Source organism: Pseudonocardia sp. Ae331_Ps2 (genome assembly GCF_001932405.1).
GTDB lineage: Bacteria > Actinomycetota > Actinomycetes > Mycobacteriales > Pseudonocardiaceae > Pseudonocardia.
Genome location: NZ_MCIM01000001.1, coordinates 536,121 through 555,177 on the forward strand (window position 1 = coordinate 536,121; position 19,057 = coordinate 555,177).

The following is a 19,057-nucleotide window of genomic DNA, read 5'->3' on the forward strand; positions in this document are numbered from 1 at the left end:
CCTGATTCAATGTAGTTTCGCGGACGTGACCCCGCGCTACGAGGACCTGCGGTACGAGACCGGCGACGGACTGGCCCGGATCGAGCTGCACCGCCCCGACGCCCTGAACGCCTGGACCCCCGCCATGGGCACCGAGCTGCTCGACGCCGTGCGTCGGGCGTCGGCCGACGACGCGGTCCGCGCGGTGCTCGTCACCGGGGCCGGCCGGGCGTTCTGCGCCGGTGCCGACGTGAAGAACCCGCGCGAGACGACCCCCGAGGGCGATCCGGACCTGTCGACCCGGCTGCGCGAGATCTACAACCCCATCGTGCTGGCGGTGCGGGCGGCACCGAAGCCGTTCGTCGGGGCGGTGCAGGGCGCCTGCGCCGGGCTCGGGGTGTCCCTCGCCCTGTCCTGCGACCTGCTGCTGGCCGCCGAGGACGCCTACCTGCTGCTCGCCTTCGTCCGGATCGGGGTGATGCCCGACGGCGGGACCACGGCGTTCCTGGCCGAGCGGATCGGGCTCGCCCGCGCCGCGGAGCTCTGCATGCTCGGCGACCGGCTGCCCGCCGAGACCGCACACCGCTGGGGACTGGTGAACGCGGTGCACCCCGGCGAGCGCCTGCACGCCGAGGCCGAGGCACTCGCCCGGCGCCTCGCCCAGGCGCCGACCGTCGCGCTGGCCAGCACCAAACAGGCCCTCGGGGCGGCCGCCCAGCGGCGCCTGGCCGACCAGCTGGAGCTGGAGGCGACCCTGCAGCAGCGGCACGCCACCACCCACGACTACGCCGAGGGCAGGGCCGCGTTCGCACAGAAGCGGCAGGCCGTGTTCCGGGGGTGCTGATCCCCCGGACACGGCCCGCCGCCGCTCACAGCCGTTCGATGACGGTGGCGTTGGCCATCCCTCCGGCCTCGCACATCGTCTGCAGCCCGTAGCGGCCGCCGGTGGCCTCCAGGTGGTGCAGCATCGTCACCAGGAGCCGGGTGCCCGAGGAGCCGAGCGCGTGCCCGAGCGCGATCGCCCCGCCCCGCGGGTTGAGCCGGGCCGGGTCCGCGCCGAACTCGCGTGCCCAGGCCAGCGGGACCGGGGCGAACGCCTCGTTGACCTCGTAGGCGTCGATCTCGTCGAGGGACAGACCGGCGCGGGCCAGCACCGCGTGGGTGGCCGGGATGGGGCCGGTCAGCATCATCAGCGGGTCGTCGCCGACGACGGAGAACGCGTGGAACCGGGCCCGCGGACGCAGCCCGAGCGCCGTCGCCCGCTCCTCGCTCATGACCAGCACGGCGGACGCGCCGTCGGTCAGCGGGGAGGAGTTGCCCGGCGTGATCCGCCAGTCGATCTCGGGGAACCGCGCCGACATCTCGTCGGTGCGGAACGACGGCCGCAGCCCGGCCAGGCCCTCGGCGGTGGTCGTGTCGCGGACGGTCTCGTCGGTGGTCAGCCCTGGCGCCTCCGGCACCGCGACGACCTCGGCGTCGAACCCGCCGTCGGCCCAGGTCCGCGCGGCGCGGCGGTGCGACTCGGCGGAGTAGGCGTCGAGCTCGTCGCGCTCGAGCTTCCAGCGCTGCGCCACCAGCTCGGCGGAGATGCCCTGGTTGACCAGACCGTCGGGGTACCGGGCGGACGCCCGCTCCCCCATCCCGGCGCGGGCACTGCCGATCGGCACCGCGCTCATCGACTCGACGCCCGCGGCGATCACCACGTCGTGCACGCCGGCCAGCACGGCCTGGGCGGCGAACGCCGCCGCCTGCTGGCTCGACCCGCACTGCCGGTTGAGCGTCGTGCTGGGCACGGACTCGGGGAACCCGGCGCCGAGCACCGCGTTGCGCCCGATGTTGCCGGCCTGCTCCCCCACCTGCTGGGCGCAGCCGACGATCACGTCCTCGACCAGCGCCGGGTCGATCCCGGCCCGCTCGACGAGCGCGGCGAGCTGACCGGCGAGCAGGTCGGCCGGGTGCACACCCGACAGCCCGCCGCCGGGCTTGCCTCTCCCGACCGGGGTGCGGATCGCCTCGACGACGACGGCGGTGCGCATCAGAGCCGCTCGATGATCGTGACGTTGGCCTGGCCGCCGCCCTCGCACATGGTCTGCAGGCCGTAGCGGCCGCCGGTGCGCTCCAGCTCGTGCAGCATGGTCGTCATCAGCCGGGCGCCGGTGGCGCCGAGCGGGTGGCCGAGCGCGATGGCGCCGCCGTTGGGGTTGACCTTCTCCGGGTCGGCGCCGGTCTCGGCCAGCCACGCCTGCACGACCGAGGCGAAGGCCTCGTTGATCTCGACGGTGTCGATGTCGCCGATGGTCAGACCGGTCTTCTGCAGCGCGTACTCGGTCGCCGGGATCGGCGCGGTCAGCATCCAGACCGGGTCGGCACCGCGCACCGACACGTGGTGGATCCGCGCCCGCGGGGTCAGCCCGTGGTCGCGCACCGCCGACTCCGACGCGATGAGCAGTGCCGCGGTGCCGTCGGAGACCTGGCTGGACACGCCGGCGGTCAGCCGGCCGCCCTCGGTGAGGGTCTTGAGGCCGGCGAGCTTCTCCAGCGAGGTGTCCGCGCGCGGGCCCTCGTCCGTGCCGACCTCGCCGAACGGCACGATCTCCCGCTCGAAGCGGCCCTCGGAGATGGCGCGCAGCGCGCGGTGGTGGCTCTCCAGCGCGAAGACCTCCATGTCCTCGCGGGACAGGTTCCACTTCTCGGCGATCATCTCCGCGCTGCGGAACTGGCTGATCTCCTGGGTGCCGTAGCGCTTCTCCCAGCCGACGCTGCCGGTCCACGGGTCGGTCGCGCCGAACGGCTCGCCGACGGAGAACGAGCACAGGATGGGGTACTGCGACATGATCTGCACGCCGCCGGCGATCACCAGGTCCTGGGTGCCCGCCATGACCGCCTGCGCGGCGAAGGACACGGCCTGCTGGCTGGAGCCGCACTGGCGGTCCACGGTCGTGCCCGGCACCGACTCCGGCAGCCCGGCGACCAGCGCCGCGGTGCGCGCGATGTCCCCGGCCTGGGCGCCGATGGCGTCGATGCAGCCGTAGACGACGTCGTCGATCGCCGCCGGGTCGACCCCGGTGCGCTCCACCAGGGCCCGGATCGGGTGCGCCCCGAGGTCCGCGGGGTGCACGGCGGCCAGTCCGCCCTTGCGGCGGCCGACCGGGGCCCGGACGGCGTCGACGATGTAGGCCTCGCCCATGAGTTCCTCTTCCTGCGTCGCGTCTCAGCGCGCGGCGACGGCCGCGGCGTTGCGTTCCTCGGCGAACGCGAGTGCGTCCGTCCAGCTCGTGCGGCGTCCGATGCGGACGCGGTACTTCATGACGTCGGCGCGGCGCTCGAGCGTCAGCGCGCCGGTCAGCCGGTCGCCGGTCCGGTAGAGCGCCACGAACCGGCCGTCCTCCGGGGAGCCGGAGACGACCCGGATCTCGTCCGCGCGCGGGACGCCGACGAACTGGATGCGGCTGCCGTACCAGTCCGACCAGAAGTAGGGCACGGTCTCGTAGGGCCGGGCCGCGTCCGGGTCGAGGGCGTTGCGGGCGGCGCGGGCGCCCTGCTCCGCGGCGCTGGTCCAGTGCTCGATCCGCATGCGGCCGCCGGTCGGCAGCTCGGAGAACAGCGGGTTGACCCAGTTCACGACGTCGCCGGCGGCGTACACCCCCGGCAGGTCGGTCCGTAGGGTCTCGTCGGCGAGGATCCCGTTGTCCAGGCCGACCCCGGAGCCCTCCAGCCAGCCGGTGTCGGGGGTGGCGCCGATCCCGGCGACCACGAGGTCGGCGGGCAGCACGGTGCCGTCGGCGAGCCGGACACCGGTGACCCGGCCGTCGCCCTCCAGCCCGTCGACGCCGACGCCGCAGCGCAGGTCGGTGCCGTTGGTCTCGTGCAGCCGTGACAGCGCCGCGCCCATCTGCTCGCCGACCGCGCGGACCAGCGGGACCGGCAGCGCCTCGACGATGGTGGCGGGCAGGCCGCGCTTGCGGGCACCGGACGCGACCTCGGACCCGATGAACCCGGCCCCGACGACCACGGTGCGGGCGCCCGCGTCCAGCGCGGCGCGCACGGCCCGCGCGTCGTCGAGGGTGCGCAGCGTGTGCACCCCGGCCAGGTCCCCGGGCAGCGTGCGGGCGCGGGCCCCGGTGGCGACGACGAGTGCGTCGTAGCCGATCCGGCGGTCGCCGACGACGACCTCGCGGGCGTCGGCGTCCAGGCCGGTCGCCGGCTCGCCGAGGACGAGGTCCACGCCGAGCTCGTCACGCAGGTGCTCCTCGGTCCGGAACCGCACGTCCGGCGCCTCGGGGTCGTCCAGGAACGCCTTCGACAGCGGGGGCCGGTCGTAGGGCAGGTGCGCCTCGGCACCGACGAGGGTCACCGGGCCGGTGTGCCCGGCGTCGCGGGCGGCCTCGGCGGCCCGCAGACCGGCCAGGGACGCCCCGACGACCACGAGGCGGGGACCGGGACTCGGTGACATCGCAGGCACCCTTTCGTCGACCAGATTTGAATCGAGAATAAACTTATGCCAGATTCGACGTCAACGCCGGGGCCGCCGTTCGGGAGGACGCGATGCACGAGGACAGGGCCATCCACCGGGTCACCGGAGGACTCGCCGAGATCAGGCTGACCCGGGACCGGGGCAACGCGATCGACCCCGCGATGGTGGAGGCGATCGACGCCGCCGTCCGCGCCGTCGAGGCCGACGAGACCGTGCGCAGCGTGCTGCTCACCGCCGCCGGTCCGGCCTTCTGCGTCGGCGGCGACCTGGGGTTCTTCCGCAGCCGGGTGGACGACCTGCCCGCCCAGCTGGACTCGATGATCGACACGTGGCACGGCTCGACGCTGCGCAGGCTCTCCGCGCTGCCGGTCCCGGTCGTCGCGGCCGTGCGCGGCGGCGTCGGCGGCGGCGGGCTGGGGCTGGTGTGGGGTGCCGACGTGGTCGTCGCCGCCGATGACGTGAAGCTCGCCACGGGGTTCACCAAGCTCGGCATGACCGGCGACGGCGGCAGCACCTGGTACCTGCCGCGGCTGGTCGGGATGCGCCGCGCCCAGCAGCTCATGCTGCGCTCCACCCCGGTCGGCGCCGAGCAGGCGCTGGAGTGGGGGCTGGTGTCGCAGGTCGTGCCCGGCGACGAGGTCGAGACCGTTGCCCGGACCATCGCCGAGGAGTTCGCCGACGGCCCGACCTGGGCCTACGGCGGGATCAAGCAGCTGCTGCGCGACAGCGACGACCGCACCCACGCCGACGGCCTGCTCGCCGAGTACCGGCTGATGACGGCCGGCGCGGGGCGGGCCGACGTCCGCGAGGGCGTCATCGCGTTCACCGAGCGCCGCGCCCCGAAGTTCGACGGCCGATGACCCAGGAGCACACCGTGGACACCACCACCGTCACCACCGACACCCACACCGACAGCGGCACCGGAACCGACGCCGAGGCCGTGGTCCGGCGCCTCTACACCGCGCTCGCCGACGGCGACCGGGACACCCTCGACGCGATCCTCGACCCCGACTTCGTCGGCGTGCTCGCCGCGGGGATGCCGGGCGACGTGGGCGGCGAGCACCGCGGCGCCGAGGCGATGCGGCGCGACGGCTGGGGCGGCATCGGACGACACTTCGCCGCCCGCGCCGAGCCCGACCGGATCGACGCGCTCGCCGACGGCCGGCTGCTGGTCTCCGGGCACTACCGGGGCCGCGGGCGGCGCGGCGGCGCCGAGCTGGAGGCGGCGTTCACCCACGTCGTCACCGTCGCCGGCGGCCGGCTGACCCGGCTCGAACAGCTCACCGACACCGCCCGCTGGGCCGCCGCCGCGCCGCCGTACACCACCCTCGACGTGCGGGTCGCCGACGGCGTCGGCACCCTGCGGCTGAACCGTCCGGACCGGCACAACGCGGTCGACCGGACACTGGGAGCCGAGTTCGCCCGGGCCGTGGACGCCGTCGCCGCCGACCCCGCGGTGCGGGCCGTGGTGCTCACCGGCGGGGACCGGGTGTTCTGCGTCGGCGGCGACGTCGAGCTGTTCACCGGCTGCGCCCCCGAGGAGCTCCCCCGGGTCCTGCGCGAGGTCACCGACCTGTTCCACCCCACCGTCGAACGCCTGTCCACGATGGATGCGCCGGTGGTCGCGGCGGTGCACGGCGCCGCAGCCGGGATGGGCCTGGCACTGGTGTGCGCCGCGGACGTCGTCGTCGCCGCCGAGGACGCCGTGTTCACCACCGCCTACGGCGGCATCGGGCTCACCGCCGACGGCGGGCTCTCCTGGACCCTGCCGCGGCTGGTCGGGCTGCGCCGCGCCCAGGAGCTGTTCCTGACCGGGCGCCGGCTCACCGCGGCCGAGGCCCTGGAGTGGGGCCTGGTGACCCGGGTGGTGCCCGCCGCCGAGGTCGACGCGGTGGCGCGGGAGTACGCGACGACGATCGCGGACGGCCCGACACAGGCGTTCGGCGCGGTGCGCCGGCTGCTGCGCCGCAGCAGCGAGTCCGACCTGCACACCCACCTCGCCGAGGAGCAGCGCTCGGTGGTCGAGGCCGGGCGCAGCCACGACCTGCTGGAGGGGACGCGGGCCCTCGCCGAGCGCAGGCAGCCCCGCTTCACGGGCTCCTGACCGGCCCGGGCCCGGCTCCGACGAGGCGCAGCGCGAACTCCGCGAGCTGCCAGGCGACCTCGTTCTCGGCCGGGCCCGCGTCGTCGCGGAACCACACCGCGACGCCCATCCCCTGGTCCAGGATCGCGTACGAGGCCAGCTGCGGCGAGGCCACCGAGAACACGCCCGCCTCGACCCCGTCGGTGATCAGGCGGCGGAAGCGCCGCTCGTAGTCGGCACGCAGCCCGAGCACCTCGGACCGGTGCGGCTCGGTCAGGCTGCGCAGCTCCCGGTTGCCGACGAAGGCCTCCAGGCGGTTGCGGGCGTGGAACCGCACGTGGGCCTCGACCGCGCGGCGCAGCCGCTCGGCCGGGTCGGCGACCCCGGCGACCGCGGCGTCGTGCTCGGCCAGCAGGGCGCGCATGGTCGCGTCGATGACCGAGGCGAGCAGCTCCTGCTTGGAGCGGACGTGCTTGTAGAGACTCGGGCCGCGGATGCCGACCGCCGCGCCGATGTCGGCCATCGTCGTCGCCTCGTAGCCGCGACGGGCGAACTCCGCCAGCGCCGCCGACCGGATCTCGTCGCCCCGCACGGCTAGCAGTCTATAGCCGACCTGCGACATGAGGCTCCCTGCGCTGTACTCACCTGCCTCGAACCTGCTAGAAGGTGGCTAACACTCATTAGCCGATGGAGGAGACATGGCCGTCGACCTCGCCCAGGACGCGGACGTCCGCGACCTCGCGGAGCGCACCGCACGCTTCATCCGGGAGGTGGTGATCCCGGTCGAGGAGACCCACGGCGGTGTCCTGCCCTCCGAGGAGGCCCGGGTGCAGCTGCAGGACGCCGCCCGCGCCGCGGGGGTGTTCGCCCCGCACGCGTCGCCGGAGCTCGGCGGGCACGGCCTGGACATGCGCGCCCGCGCCGCGGTGTTCGAGGAGGCCGGGTACTCGCTGCTCGGACCGATCGCGCTCAACATCGCCGCCCCCGACGAGGGCAACGTGCACATGCTGGAGCGGATCGCGAGCGAGGAGCAGAAGGAGCGCTACCTCGCCCCGCTGGCCGCCGGCGACGTCCGGTCCTGCTTCGCGATGACCGAGCCCGCCCCCGGCGCGGGCTCGGACCCCGACGCCCTGTCCACCACGGCCACCCGGGTCGACGGCGGCTGGCGCATCGACGGCCGCAAGTGGTTCACCACCGGCGCGGACGGCGCCGCGTTCGCCATCGTCATGGCCCGCACCACCGGCGAGCCCGGTGACCGCGGCGGCGCGACGATGTTCCTGGTCGACGCCGACAACCCCGGGATGAAGGTCGGCCGGCACATCCCGACGCTCGACGAGTCGCTGTTCGGCGGACACCTGGAGGTCGAGTTCTCCGACTGCCGTGTCCCGGACGACGCGGTGCTCGGCGAGGTCGACCAGGGCTACCGCTACGCCCAGGTGCGGCTCGGCCCGGCGCGGCTCACCCACTGCATGCGCTGGCTGGGGATCGCCCGGCGTGCGCAGGACATCGCGGTGGCGTGGGCCTCGGAGCGCGAGGTGTTCGGGTCCCGGCTGGCCGACCTCGGCATGGCCCAGGCCATGATCGCCGACAACGAGATCGACATCGCCGCCTCGCGCGGGCTGATCCTGCAGGCCTGCTGGGAGCTCGACCGCGGCAATCCGGCGGGCAGCCAGGTGTCGATCGCCAAGACCTTCACCGCCGAGGCCGTCTGGCGCGTCGTGGACCGGTCACTTCAGCTCAACGGCGGACGCGGGGTGTCCGGCGACGTGCTGCTGGGCCGCTTCCTGCGCGAGGTGCGCCCGTTCCGGATCTACGACGGCCCGTCGGAGACCCACCGCTGGTCGATCGCCAAGCGCACCGTGGGCCGCTACCGCAGGGAACAGGCCCGATGAGCGGTCCCGACGGCCTGGACCTGGCCGCCCTCGACACCTTCCTGAGGGCGAACGTCGACGGGTACCGCGGCGGGGTCACCGCCGAGCTGGTCTCCGGCGGCCGCTCGAACCTCACCTACCGGGTCACCGACGGCACCCACGTGTGGATCCTGCGGCGCCCCCCGCTGGGCACGCTGACCCCGTCGGCGCACGACATGGGCCGCGAGTTCCGGGTCACCGCCGCCCTGGCGGGCACCGGCGTACCGGTCGCCCCGGCCGTCGCGCTGGCCGACGACAGCGTGCTCGGGGTGCCGTTCGCGCTCACCGGGTTCGTCGACGGGATCGTCGTACGCAGCGAGGACGACCTCGCCGCCCTCGACGACCCCACCGTGCACGCGGTGGCGTTCTCCCTGGTCGACACCCTCGCCGCACTGCACGCCGTGGACGTCACCACCGGTCCGCTCGCCGAGCTGGGCCGCCCCGCCGGGTACCTGCGCCGCCAGGTCGAGCGCTGGTACGGCCAGTGGCAGCGCGTCGCCACCCGCGAGATCCCCGACGTCGACACCCTGTACCGCCTGCTCGACGACACCTGCCCGGCCGAGAGCGACCACGCCGTCGTGCACGGGGACTTCCGCATCGACAACGCCATCCTCGACGCCGGGCACCCGGCCACGATCCGCGCGCTCGTCGACTGGGAGATGGCCACGCTCGGCGACCCCCTGGCGGACCTGGCGCTGCACACCGTCTACGGCGACCCGACGTTCGCACCGGTGCTGGCCGGGTCCGCGGCCTCGACCAGCTCCCGCATGCCGTCGACCGCGGAGCTGGTGGAGCGCTACACCGTCGCGTCCGGGCGGACGGTGCGCCACTGGGCGTTCCACCGGGGGCTGGCCTACCTCAAGGCCGCGGTCATCGCCGAGGGCATCCACGCCCGGCACCTGCGCGGGGACACCCGCGGGGAGGGGTTCGCGACGGTCGGCGAGGCGACCGCACCGCTGGCCGCGGCCGGGGTGGTCGCCGTCCACGCCTGACCGGCCGGGGGGCGCCGGGCACCGCGGCCCGGCGCGCGGCCGTCAGCGGGTCCGCCCTCAGCCGCCGGGGTGCGCGCGGTCGGCGTACTCGAGCAGCCGGCGCAGCCGTCCGGCGATCGCGTCCTTGGTCATCGGCGGGTCGGCGAGACGGCCCAGCTCCTGCAACGACAGCTCCGGGTTCCGGGCCCGCAGCAGGCCGGTGGCCAGCAGACGGTCGGGCACCCCGGCGGGCGGGTCCGCCAGCAGTGCCTGGACACGCCGGGTCGTCGTCGCCGCGGCCTGGGAGGCACGCTCCCGGTTGGCGTCGTGCAGCGCGCCGCTCACCGGCGCCTCGCCGGTCCCGCGTCGGAGGTCGGGGGTCCACGCCTGCGCCGCGCGCGGCGCGCCGATCAGGCCGAGCACCGCCCGCACGTCGGCGTGGTCGCGGACGACCACCCGGTCGCCCTGGGTGCCGGGGCGGGTCAGCGCGGCGACGCCGAGGCGCCGGGCCGCGCCGGTGAGCGCCATCGCCGTCTCCGGGGACGGGCAGATCAGCTCCAGCCCGGCCCGGCCCCGGCCGCCGAGCGCCCCGGCGGCCAGGAACGCGGCGCGCCAGGCCCCGGCCAGGACCGCGTCGTCGCCCGCGACGACCGACGGCGGCAGCCCGCGCACCCAGCGGCCGGTGCCGTCGCACAGCCGGGTGCGGCGGGCCAGCTCCGGGACGCGCGCGACGATGCGGAGCGACTCGGACGACGGCCGGACGACGGGGATCTCGAACAGGTCGGTGATCTGCCGGGCCAGGCGCTCGGCGGAGCGTGCGCACCCGGTGGGGACCTCCAGCACCGGTACCGATGCCGCCCCGACGGTCTGGCCGAGCGTCCCGGCGCAGGCGAACCGGAGTGTCGTCGCCACCTCCGCACGACCGATGTCGGCTCGCGCGGGGCGGTGCCGGAACAGCTCGTCCCGGACGTCGGGGGTGTCCACCTGCAGCTCCTTCGGATCCGACCGGCGTGCTCCGCCGGTGCCGGCTCGGGCCCCCGGAACCGGCGGACGGCGTCCGGGCCGGGGGGGACGGCCGGCCCGGGACGGACCGCCCTGGCGGGGGCGACACGCCTCGGACCGACCGGTGGCGCACGCCGGGCTCCCGATCGACGACGCCACACCCGGACAACGACCCGTCGCCGGGGACGAGGCGGACGCGCCCGCCCGCCACGGCGACCGGGCGACCCGGTACGCCCGGCGCGGCATCCGGGACGACCGGTGGTCGGTCGACCACCCTGTGTGATGAACTCCGCCGCACGACCAGGGCACGGGATGCCGGCAGGGTCCGATCGGGTCCGCGGGGGATTGGGATCGCTCCCGCCGGGTAGAGCTCCGGAGCGGGCACGACGCCGGCACGGCGCCGCCCGGCAGCCGTCGAGCACGGAGGTGGACCGGTGAGCAGGCACGACGAGGAGTACTCCGAGACCGACCTCGACGTCGGCTCCCCCGAGGACCACGCCGTCGGGGCGACCGCCGTCGCGGTGTCGATGAAGCGGTCGCTGGAGCACATGGGGCCGGCCCGGACCGCCCGCACGCTGCTGAAGCTGAACCAGGCCGAGGGCTTCGACTGCATGAGCTGCGCCTGGCCGGATCCCGACCCCGGGCACCGCTCGGTCGCCGAGTTCTGCGAGAACGGCGCGAAGGCCGTGGCCGAGGAGGCCACCACCCGCCGCGCGACCCCGGAGTTCTTCGCCCGGCACAGCGTCGCCGACCTGGACGCCCACTCCGAGCTCTGGCTGGGCCAACAGGGCCGCATCACCCACCCGATGGTCCGGCGCCCGGACGGCACCCACTACGAGCCCCTCGGCTGGGACGAGGCGTTCCGGCTGATCGGCGACGAGCTGAACGCCCTGGACGACCCCGGTGAGGCGACCTTCTACACCTCCGGCCGGGCGTCCAACGAGGCCGCGTTCGTCTACCAGCTGTTCGCCAGGGCGTTCGGGACGAACAACCTGCCCGACTGCTCGAACATGTGCCACGAGTCGACCTCCATCGCGCTGCAGGAGTCGATCGGCATCGGCAAGGCCAGCGTCACGCTGCCCGACCTGCTCGAGGCGGACGTGATCGTCATCGCCGGGCAGAACCCGGGCACCAACCACCCGCGGATGCTGACCCAGCTCGAACACGCCAAGCGCAACGGCGCCACCATCCTCACGATCAACCCGCTGCGCGAGGCCGGGCTGATGCGGTTCAAGAACCCGCAGACCCCGAAGGGCGTCCTCGGACGCGGCACCGACATCTCCGACCTGCACCTGCCGGTCCGGGTCAACGGCGACCTGGCGCTGTTCCAGGCCATCGGTTCGCTGCTGGTCGAGTGGGACGCCCTGGACCACGAGTTCCTCGACCGGTACACCACCGGGTTCGACGCCTGGCGCGAGCACGTCTCCGGGATCGACCGCGACGCCGTCACCCGGTCCACCGGCCTGTCCTGGGCCGAGATCACCCGGGCAGCGGCCCTGCTGCGGGACTCGCGCAAGACGGTCTTCTGCTGGGCGATGGGGCTGACCCAGCACCGCAACGGCGTCGCGACGATCAAGGAGGTCGTCAACGTCGCGCTGGCCCAGGGCAACATCGGACGCCCCGGTTCCGGGCTGTTCCCGGTCCGCGGCCACTCCAACGTCCAGGGCGACCGCACCATGGGCATCTGGGAACGCGTCCCGGACTCCTTCCTCGACGCCCTGGAGCGCGAGTTCGCGTTCGACCCGCCCCGCGAGCACGGCCTCGACACCGTCGACAGCATCCGGGCCATGCGCGACCGGCGGGTGAAGGTGTTCGTCGGCCTCGGCGGCAACTTCCTGCAGGCCGCGCCGGACACCGACATCACGACCGCGGCGCTGACCGGCACCCGGCTGACCGTGCAGATCTCGACGAAGATCAACCGCTCGCACCTGCACGGCGGTCGCACCGCGCTGATCCTGCCCACCCTGGGGCGCACCGAGCGCGACGTCCAGGAGTCCGGCCCGCAGTTCGTCTCGGTCGAGGACTCCACCTGTTCGGTGCACTCCTCCCGCGGCCCGCTGCCGCCGGCGAGCCCGCACCTGCGCTCCGAGATCGCGATCCTCACCGGCATCGCCGAGGCCACCCTCGGCGACCGGCACGGCATCGACTGGGCCGCGATGCGCGGGGACTACCGCCGCATCCGCGACCACATCTCGCGCGTCGTGACCGGCTGCGAGAGCTACGAGGTGAACGTCCGCCGGCCCGGCGGGTTCGTCCTGCCGCACCCGCCCCGGGACTCGCGGACCTTCGAGACCCCGTCCGGCCGCGGCGAGTTCGTGGTGTCGCCGGTCGAGGTGCTCGAGGTGCCCGACGGGCACCTGCTGCTCCAGACCCTGCGCAGCCACGACCAGTTCAACACCACGATCTACGGCCTCTCGGACCGCTACCGCGGCATCGAGGGCGGGCGCCGGGTCGTGTTCTGCCACCGCGAGGACATCGCCGCGCTCGGCTACGCCGAGGGCGACCACGTCGACCTGATCACGCGCTGGGACGGCGACGAGCACGTGCGCTGCGCGTCGGACTTCCGGCTGGTCGCCTACGACGTCCCGCGGGGCACCGCGGCGGCGTACTACCCGGAGACGAACCCGCTCGTCCCGCTCGACGCCACGGCGGCCGGGAGCAACCAGCCGGCGTCGAAGTCGGTCGTGGTCAGGCTCGGCGTCGCCGGGGGCACCGACTGCAACCCGCGGGGCGCGCAGGGCCAGGTCGGCGACGACGACGGCCACAAGTCCCGGCCGGAGGTGTCGCACCTGTCCTGACCGCGGGACCCGAGCGGGTCACCACGGCACGACCGCGCCGGTGTGGTCGAGGAACTGCAGCCCACCGTCGTGGGCGTGGCCCTCCAGCACGTCGGCCACCCCGCGCGCGCTCTCGGCGACGGTCAGCCGGGCCCCGGGGCCGCCGAGGTCGGTCTGCACCCACCCCGGGTGCAGGAGCAGCAGGGTGCGCGGGTCCTGCGCCGTCCGGGCGGCGTAGCTGCGCATCAGCTGGTTGAGCGCCGCCTTGCTCGCCCGGTACACCTCGTGCCCGCCCCGGGTGTTGAACCCGACGCTGCCCTGCCGCGAGGACATGACCCCGATCGTGCCGGTGGGCGGGACCAGCGGGGACAGACCCTCCACGACCCGCATCGGGCTCAGCGCGTTGGTCACCATGACCTCGGCGAACACCTCGGTCGGCACCTGTGCGGCCGGCACGTCGGCGTCGGTGATGCCGGCGTTGACGAACAGCAGGTCGATCCGGCGGTCGCCGAGGCGCTCGCGCAGCGCGGCGATCCCGGCGGTGTCGGTGATGTCCAGTCGCTCGACGGTCACCCGCCCGGTCCGGGCGGCGAGCTCGGCGAGGCCCTCGGAGGTGTCGCCGCGCACGGTCGCGACGACGTCCCACCCCCGATCGGCGAACTCCCCCGCCAGGGCGAGCCCGAGGGAGCGCGAGGCCCCCACGACGAGTGCGGTGCGGTCGGTCATGTCGCCTCCGGTGGTGTGGCCCGGCTGCTCCCGCCGAGCTCGGTCTCGATCCGCCGCAGCAGCGCGACGGTGGTGTCGATCGCGGCGGGGTCGTCGCCGACCCCGTCGAGCAGTCCGCTCCAGATCCGGCGCAGCACACGCAGGTTCTCCGCGGCCAGGTCGGTCGGGTACAGACGGACGCGGCGGGCGTCGGCCGGGTCGGGCTCGCGGCGCACGAGCCCCTTGGCCTCGAGGCCGCGCAGTGCGCGGCTGGTGTTGCTGGAGATCAGCCGCGTCGCCTGCGCGACGGCACCGGCCGTGATCCCCGGCTCCCGGTCGACGACCCGCATGACCGCGCTCTCCAGCGGGGTCCAGCTCTGCCCGGAGAACGCGGGCTCCTTCGACGCATGGATCAGCCGACCGACCGCGAGGATGCGGTCGGCCAGCTCGAACAGCCGGGTCTCCTGGTCGTCGTCCACGCGACGACCGTACCACCATCAACTGTCATCTGACAGGTATCTTCTGACAGCTGTCGAGCACGTCCGAGCGAATGTCACTGCCGGGTCAGGTCCCGACCGATGATCTCCTTCATGACCTCGTTCGCGCCGCCGTAGATGCGCTGGACGCGTGCGTCCCGGAACGCGCGGGCGATGGGGTACTCGTTCATGTAGCCGTATCCGCCGTGCAGCTGCACTCCGGAGTCGATGACCTGCCACTGCATCTCGGTCGCCCACAGCTTGGCCTTGGCCGCGTCCACGGCGGTCAGCGTCCCCGCGTTCAGCTCCCGCACACACCGGTCGACGTAGGCCCGGGTCACCTCGACACGGGTCCGCAGGTCGGCGAGGGTGAAGCCGACGCTCTGCTGCTGGGCCAGCGGACGCCCGAACGCGACACGCTGCTTCACGTGGTCCACGGTCCAACCGAACGCGGCCTCGGCGGAGCACTGGGCGGCGACGGCGATGCCGAGGCGCTCCCGCGGGAGATTGCGCATCAGCGCACGCAGCCCGCCCCCCTCCTCGCCGAGCAGGTTGTCGGCCGGGACCCGGACGCCGTCGAAGAACAGCTCGGCGGTGTCCTGCGCGGTCAGACCGACCTTGTCGAGCTTCCGTCCGCGCCGGAAGCCGGGCATCCCCCGCTCGACGACGAACAGTGAGAAGCCGGACGACCCCGCGCCCGGATCCGTCCTCGCCACGACGATCACCAGATCGGCGGTGACGCCGTTGCTGATGAAGGTCTTCGACCCGTCGAGCACCCAGCTGTCGCCGTCCCGCCGGGCCGAGGTGGTGATCCCCCGCAGGTCGCTGCCGGCGCCGGGCTCCGACATCGCGATCGCGGCGACGGTCGCCCCGGTCGCGAACCCGGGGAGCCACCGTGCACGTTGTGCGTCGTTCGCCGACTCGAGCAGGTATCCCAGCACGATGTCGTCGTTCGTCCCGAACGCCGACTGCAGTGCCGACGCGCCCACCTTCGTGATCTCCTCCGAGAGCACGTAGCGGAACCGATAGTCCGACACCCCGGCACCGCCCAGCTCCTCGGGTACGGCGAGACCCACCAGCCCCGCGGCGCCGGCCTTCTTCCAGGTGTCCCGATCGACCTCGCGGGCCTCGTCCCACCGGTCAAGATTCGGCACCACCTCGCGCTGCACGAATACTCGGGCGGTCTCGCGGTACGCCTCGTGGTCGGCGTCGAAGAGATCGGTCTCCATGAATTCACCTTAATCCATTAGACAGTCGTGACGGAACGATTCGCCGGACTGCGGGCGCCCGCCCCGCGACGCGCCGGGCGAGGCTCCGGACGTGCCACGCCGGCGGTGGCGGACAATGAGGTGTTCTCAGTAGCGGGGTGGCAGGTCGTGGCGACACGCCGAGGGTGGTGAGGTGAGCGGGAACGGGGCAGGACCCCGGTAGATCGGTTCGGTCCAGCACAGATCGACACCGTCACCGAGGTCCTGCATGTCTGATCCTGTCACCTACACCGCTGTCCTCCCGATCGGGGAGCGCACCGTGGCCTATCTGGCGCGGCTCCTGGTCCTTCAACGCCGTCGACGTGGCACCCGGCGGCGGGCGTTGACCCCGTTCGCCCAGGCAGTGCTGGTGATCCGCTGGTTCTGTGATGCTACCCGGGTCCGATGTTTGGCCGGTGACAACGCGATCAGCACTGCAACGGCCTACCGTTACCTGCACGAAGGCATCGACGTCCTCGCCGCGGCCGCACCCGGCCTGCACGGAGCCCTGCTCGCCGCCCGCACAGCCGGGCACACCCACGTGAATCTCGACGGCACCCTGATCGCCACCGACCGGTGCCGCGCGCTCGGCCTCACCCCCGGGGTCGACCTGTGGTGGTCGGGCAAGCACCGCCGCCACGGCGGGAACATCCAGGTCCTCACCGCACCTGATGGATGGCCGCTATGGACCAGCGACGTGCGGCCGGGCCGCGAGCACGACACCCGCTGCGCCCGTACCCACCCCGGGCTGCTCGAGGGCCTGGCCGCGTTCACCGACGACACCCACGCCGCGCTGGGCGACCTCGGCTACGAAGGCGAAGCCGACCGGCTCACCGTGCCCATCAAACCCGTCCCCGGCCGCGGGCAGACGGTCAACCAGCGCACCGTCAACACCCTGCACTCAGCCCTTCGTGCTCTGGCCGAACGCGGAAACGCCCTGCTCAAGACCACCTTCGCCGCGTTGCGGCGAGTCACGCTATGTCCCTGGCGCACCGGCGCGATCACCGCAGCTGCGCTCGTACTACTCCACACCGAGTACGACCGCACGACATGATCAACCCGCTACTGAGAACACCTCAATCCGTTGGTGCCCCGACCGTCCAGCCCGCTGCTCACCCGGGAGCGGATCGTCGTGACCGCGCTGGCGGTCATCGATGCCGAGGGCCTGCCCGCGTTCAGCCTGCCTCGCCTGGCCAGGGAACTCGGGGTACGCGCCCCGTCGCTCTACCACCACGTCGCCGACAAGGCCGAGATCCTCGGAGCCGTCGCACGGGCCGTCCTGCTGGAGGCCCCGTTCCCGCCTCGTCGCTCGAACGCGGTGTGGACGGAGTGGTTCGTCGAGGTGAGCCTGGGGGTCCGGCGGACCATCCTGCGGCACGCCCACGCGGCACCGCTCCTCCTCGAGTTCACGCCGCGGGAGGTCCTGACCCCGACCTACGAGATCGGCGCCGAGCTGCTGGAGGAGGCGGGGGTGCCCCGCAGCACGCACCTCCTCGTTCTCGACGGGCTGGACCAGCTGGTACTCGGTTCGTCGGTCATGGAGGCCATCCGTCCGCGCGAGCGACGGGAGCGACGACTCCGGGACGTCGTCGCCGACGACACCCCGCTGCTCGCCCGCGCGGTCGCCGGTGACGCCCGGACGTCCGAGCAGCTCTTCGCCGAGACGGTGCGCAGCTTCCTGCGCGGCGCGGTGGCCGACGCCCCGGGCTGACCCGACCCGCGGCGCCGGCATCGGCGTCACGTCGTACGCGCCCCGCCCGCGACGTCGAGCATGTCGCGGACGTCCACCAGCTTGCGGCGCGGCCGACCGGCCGACCGGCCGGACTCGCGCTCGTGGGCGTCGATGGCCTTCCACCCGTCGAGGCCCACGACGTTCGGACAACGGTCGGCGAGCAGGTCGGCGAGTCCGTCGTCCCCGTGGACCGGCGCCGCGAGGCGATCGGCCGCGTAGTCGGCCAGCAGCGTCTCCACGGTCGCCTCCGCACACCACCGGTTCGTCCCGATGACCCCGCTCGGTCCCCGTTTGATCCATCCCGCGGCGTAGGTCCCGGCGACCGCCGCTCCCGTGGCGGGGTCGACCACGCGGCCGTCCCGGTGCGGGAGCACTCCCCGGCCCTCGTCGAACGGCAGCCCGGGGACGGCGGTCCCCCGGTAGCCGACGGCACGCAGCACGAGGCCCGCCGGCACGTCCTCGGTCCGCCCGTTCGGGCGGGCGACCGTCCGGCCTCCGTCGTCGACGAGGTCGTTGTGGGCGAGCCGGACACCGGTCACGGCGGCCTCGCCGAGAACCGCCTCCGGCGCCGCCCGGAACCGCAGGACGATCCGGCGACCCGCGCCGGTGGCGGGCCGCTCCGCGAGCTCGCGCAGGAGGTTCGCCTTCCACCGCACGACCGGGTCGTCGACCGGGCCGGCCGGTGCGACCTCGGCGGGGTCGATCACCAGGTCGACCCCGGGCAGCTCGGCGATCTCGAGCAGCTCCGGGGTGGTGAACGCGGCCTGCTCGGCGCCCCGTCGCCCGACCACCACGACCTCGCGTACGGCGCTGTCGGCCAGGGCGGTGAGCGCGTGCTCCGCGATGTCCGTCCCGCGCAGCCGGTCCGGATCCGTCACGAGCACACGGGCGACGTCGAGCGCCACGTTGCCGTTGCCGATCACCACGGCGCGCTCGGCCGACAGGTCGACCTCCAGCCCGGCGGCCTCGGGGTGGCCGTTGTACCAGGCGACGAACTCGCGTGCGGACAGGCTGCCCCGCAGGTCCTCACCGGGGACGTCGAGCCGGCGGTCGCCGGGGGCGCCCACCGCGTAGACGACGGCGTGGTGGTGCTCCAGCAGGTCGGCGTGACTCAGGTCCGAGCCGATCTCCACGTTCAGGTGCAGCGTGAAACCGGGACGGGTCCACGAGCGCGACAGCGAGGTGCCCACGCCACGGGTACCGGGATGGTCGGGGGCGACGCCGTAGCGGAGCAGACCGCCGGGCACCGGGAGCCGCTCGAACATCGACACCCGGACGTCGAGCTCCCGGCGGGCGAACAGGCTCTCCACCGCGTAGCAGGCGGCGGGGCCCGACCCCACGACGGCGACGCGGAGCGGCCCCCCGCCGGCCGGCGGAGCGACGGTCGTGCGCTCGGTGCCGGCGACCGGCACGGGCCGACGTCCCTCGTACCAGGCCGCGTTCAGCAGCAGGTACGGGTCGTCGTCGCCCTCGAGGTCGTCGTCGGACACGATCGCCTCGACCGGACACACGTCCAGGCAGGCCCCGCAGTCGATGCAGGTCTCCGGGTCGATGTAGAGCATCTCGGCCCGCGCGTACCCCGGCTCGTCCGGGGTCGGATGGATGCAGTCGACCGGGCAGACCGGCACACAGGAGGCATCGTTGCAGCACGGCTGTGTGATCACGTGGGTCATCGCATGTCCTCGTGGTGTCGTGACCCGG

17 protein-coding genes are annotated in these 19,057 nt (G+C 74.1%); 8 read left to right on the forward strand and 9 right to left on the reverse strand.

Going from position 1 to position 19,057, the window contains the following annotated elements; translation table 11 throughout:
• The first annotated feature begins 25 nt into the window (after nt 1-25).
• Complete coding sequence (locus Ae331Ps2_RS02675; RefSeq protein WP_075310925.1) at nt 26-823, forward strand: enoyl-CoA hydratase/isomerase family protein; 798 nt, start codon at nt 26-28, stop codon at nt 821-823.
• A gap of 25 nt (nt 824-848) precedes the next feature.
• Here the strand turns inward: Ae331Ps2_RS02675 and Ae331Ps2_RS02680 are convergent, their stop codons facing one another.
• Genes Ae331Ps2_RS02680 through Ae331Ps2_RS02690 form a run of 3 tightly spaced genes read right to left on the reverse strand, consistent with a single transcriptional unit; the run spans nt 849 to nt 4,432 of the window.
• Nucleotides 849-2,015: a thiolase family protein gene (locus tag Ae331Ps2_RS02680; RefSeq protein ID WP_075310923.1), complete on the reverse strand. Its 1,167-nt coding sequence runs from the start codon at nt 2,013-2,015 to the stop codon at nt 849-851.
• Nucleotides 2,015-3,166: an acetyl-CoA C-acetyltransferase gene (locus Ae331Ps2_RS02685; RefSeq protein WP_020623741.1), complete on the reverse strand. Its 1,152-nt coding sequence runs from the start codon at nt 3,164-3,166 to the stop codon at nt 2,015-2,017. The genes Ae331Ps2_RS02680 and Ae331Ps2_RS02685 overlap by 1 nt, the downstream gene beginning before the upstream one ends.
• A 24-nt stretch (nt 3,167-3,190) precedes the next feature.
• A complete protein-coding gene (locus Ae331Ps2_RS02690; protein WP_043278107.1) occupies nt 3,191-4,432 on the reverse strand; it encodes an NAD(P)/FAD-dependent oxidoreductase in 1,242 nt (413 codons plus the stop codon).
• A 92-nt stretch (nt 4,433-4,524) separates the two neighbouring features.
• Between Ae331Ps2_RS02690 and Ae331Ps2_RS02695 the strand changes: the two genes are divergently transcribed.
• Together Ae331Ps2_RS02695 and Ae331Ps2_RS02700 are read left to right on the forward strand one after the other, a co-directional pair.
• Nucleotides 4,525-5,313 (forward strand): enoyl-CoA hydratase/isomerase family protein, encoded by a 789-nt coding sequence (locus tag Ae331Ps2_RS02695; protein ID WP_075310921.1) that lies wholly within the window; start codon nt 4,525-4,527, stop codon nt 5,311-5,313.
• Nucleotides 5,314-5,327: 14 nt separating this feature from the next.
• Entirely contained in the window at nt 5,328-6,557 is a 1,230-nt protein-coding gene (locus Ae331Ps2_RS02700; RefSeq protein WP_158071514.1) for an enoyl-CoA hydratase-related protein, read from the forward strand.
• Here Ae331Ps2_RS02700 and Ae331Ps2_RS02705 read toward each other — a convergent pair.
• Nucleotides 6,544-7,128, reverse strand: coding sequence for a TetR/AcrR family transcriptional regulator (locus Ae331Ps2_RS02705; RefSeq protein ID WP_249265366.1), 585 nt, complete (start codon nt 7,126-7,128; stop codon nt 6,544-6,546). The two genes, Ae331Ps2_RS02700 and Ae331Ps2_RS02705, sit on opposite strands and share 14 nt — an antisense overlap.
• Nucleotides 7,129-7,234: 106 nt before the next feature.
• Between Ae331Ps2_RS02705 and Ae331Ps2_RS02710 the strand changes: the two genes are divergently transcribed.
• On the forward strand, nt 7,235-8,428 hold the full coding sequence (locus Ae331Ps2_RS02710) for an acyl-CoA dehydrogenase family protein (RefSeq protein WP_020622435.1): 1,194 nt from the start codon (nt 7,235-7,237) through the stop codon (nt 8,426-8,428).
• A complete protein-coding gene (locus Ae331Ps2_RS02715; protein WP_075310917.1) occupies nt 8,425-9,438 on the forward strand; it encodes a phosphotransferase family protein in 1,014 nt (337 codons plus the stop codon). Before Ae331Ps2_RS02710 ends, Ae331Ps2_RS02715 begins: the two co-directional genes overlap by 4 nt.
• 57 nt (nt 9,439-9,495) lie before the next feature.
• Here the strand turns inward: Ae331Ps2_RS02715 and whiA are convergent, their stop codons facing one another.
• A complete protein-coding gene (gene whiA / locus Ae331Ps2_RS02720) occupies nt 9,496-10,401 on the reverse strand; it encodes a DNA-binding protein WhiA (protein WP_075310915.1) in 906 nt (301 codons plus the stop codon).
• Nucleotides 10,402-10,853: 452 nt separating this feature from the next.
• Between whiA and Ae331Ps2_RS02725 the strand changes: the two genes are divergently transcribed.
• Nucleotides 10,854-13,217: an FdhF/YdeP family oxidoreductase gene (locus Ae331Ps2_RS02725; RefSeq protein ID WP_075310913.1), complete on the forward strand. Its 2,364-nt coding sequence runs from the start codon at nt 10,854-10,856 to the stop codon at nt 13,215-13,217.
• 18 nt (nt 13,218-13,235) lie between these two features.
• Here Ae331Ps2_RS02725 and Ae331Ps2_RS02730 read toward each other — a convergent pair whose 3' ends face one another.
• The 3 genes from Ae331Ps2_RS02730 to Ae331Ps2_RS02740 all read right to left on the reverse strand — a co-directional run bounded on the left by Ae331Ps2_RS02730 (nt 13,236) and on the right by Ae331Ps2_RS02740 (nt 15,606).
• Nucleotides 13,236-13,922 carry an SDR family oxidoreductase gene (locus tag Ae331Ps2_RS02730; RefSeq protein ID WP_020627464.1) on the reverse strand — a complete coding sequence of 229 codons (687 nt, stop codon included), beginning with the start codon at nt 13,920-13,922 and terminating at the stop codon, nt 13,236-13,238.
• A complete protein-coding gene (locus tag Ae331Ps2_RS02735; RefSeq protein WP_075310911.1) occupies nt 13,919-14,380 on the reverse strand; it encodes a MarR family winged helix-turn-helix transcriptional regulator in 462 nt (153 codons plus the stop codon). Before Ae331Ps2_RS02735 ends, Ae331Ps2_RS02730 begins: the two co-directional genes overlap by 4 nt.
• Before the next feature lie 74 nt (nt 14,381-14,454).
• The gene (locus tag Ae331Ps2_RS02740) at nt 14,455-15,606 is read right to left on the reverse strand and encodes an acyl-CoA dehydrogenase family protein (protein ID WP_075310909.1); all 1,152 of its coding nucleotides are present in this window, start codon (nt 15,604-15,606) and stop codon (nt 14,455-14,457) included.
• Between the two features lie 247 nt (nt 15,607-15,853).
• On the opposite strand from Ae331Ps2_RS02740, the gene Ae331Ps2_RS02745 reads away from it, so the two are divergent.
• On the forward strand, nt 15,854-16,678 hold the full coding sequence (locus tag Ae331Ps2_RS02745) for a transposase family protein (RefSeq protein ID WP_075329683.1): 825 nt from the start codon (nt 15,854-15,856) through the stop codon (nt 16,676-16,678).
• Nucleotides 16,679-16,711: 33 nt separating this feature from the next.
• Nucleotides 16,712-17,335 (forward strand): TetR family transcriptional regulator, encoded by a 624-nt coding sequence (locus tag Ae331Ps2_RS02750; RefSeq protein WP_075310907.1) that lies wholly within the window; start codon nt 16,712-16,714, stop codon nt 17,333-17,335.
• A 26-nt stretch (nt 17,336-17,361) separates the two neighbouring features.
• On the opposite strand, the gene Ae331Ps2_RS02755 is transcribed toward Ae331Ps2_RS02750, so the two are convergent.
• Entirely contained in the window at nt 17,362-19,029 is a 1,668-nt protein-coding gene (locus Ae331Ps2_RS02755) for an FAD-dependent oxidoreductase (protein WP_075310906.1), read from the reverse strand.
• Nucleotides 19,030-19,057: the final 28 nt, after the last annotated feature.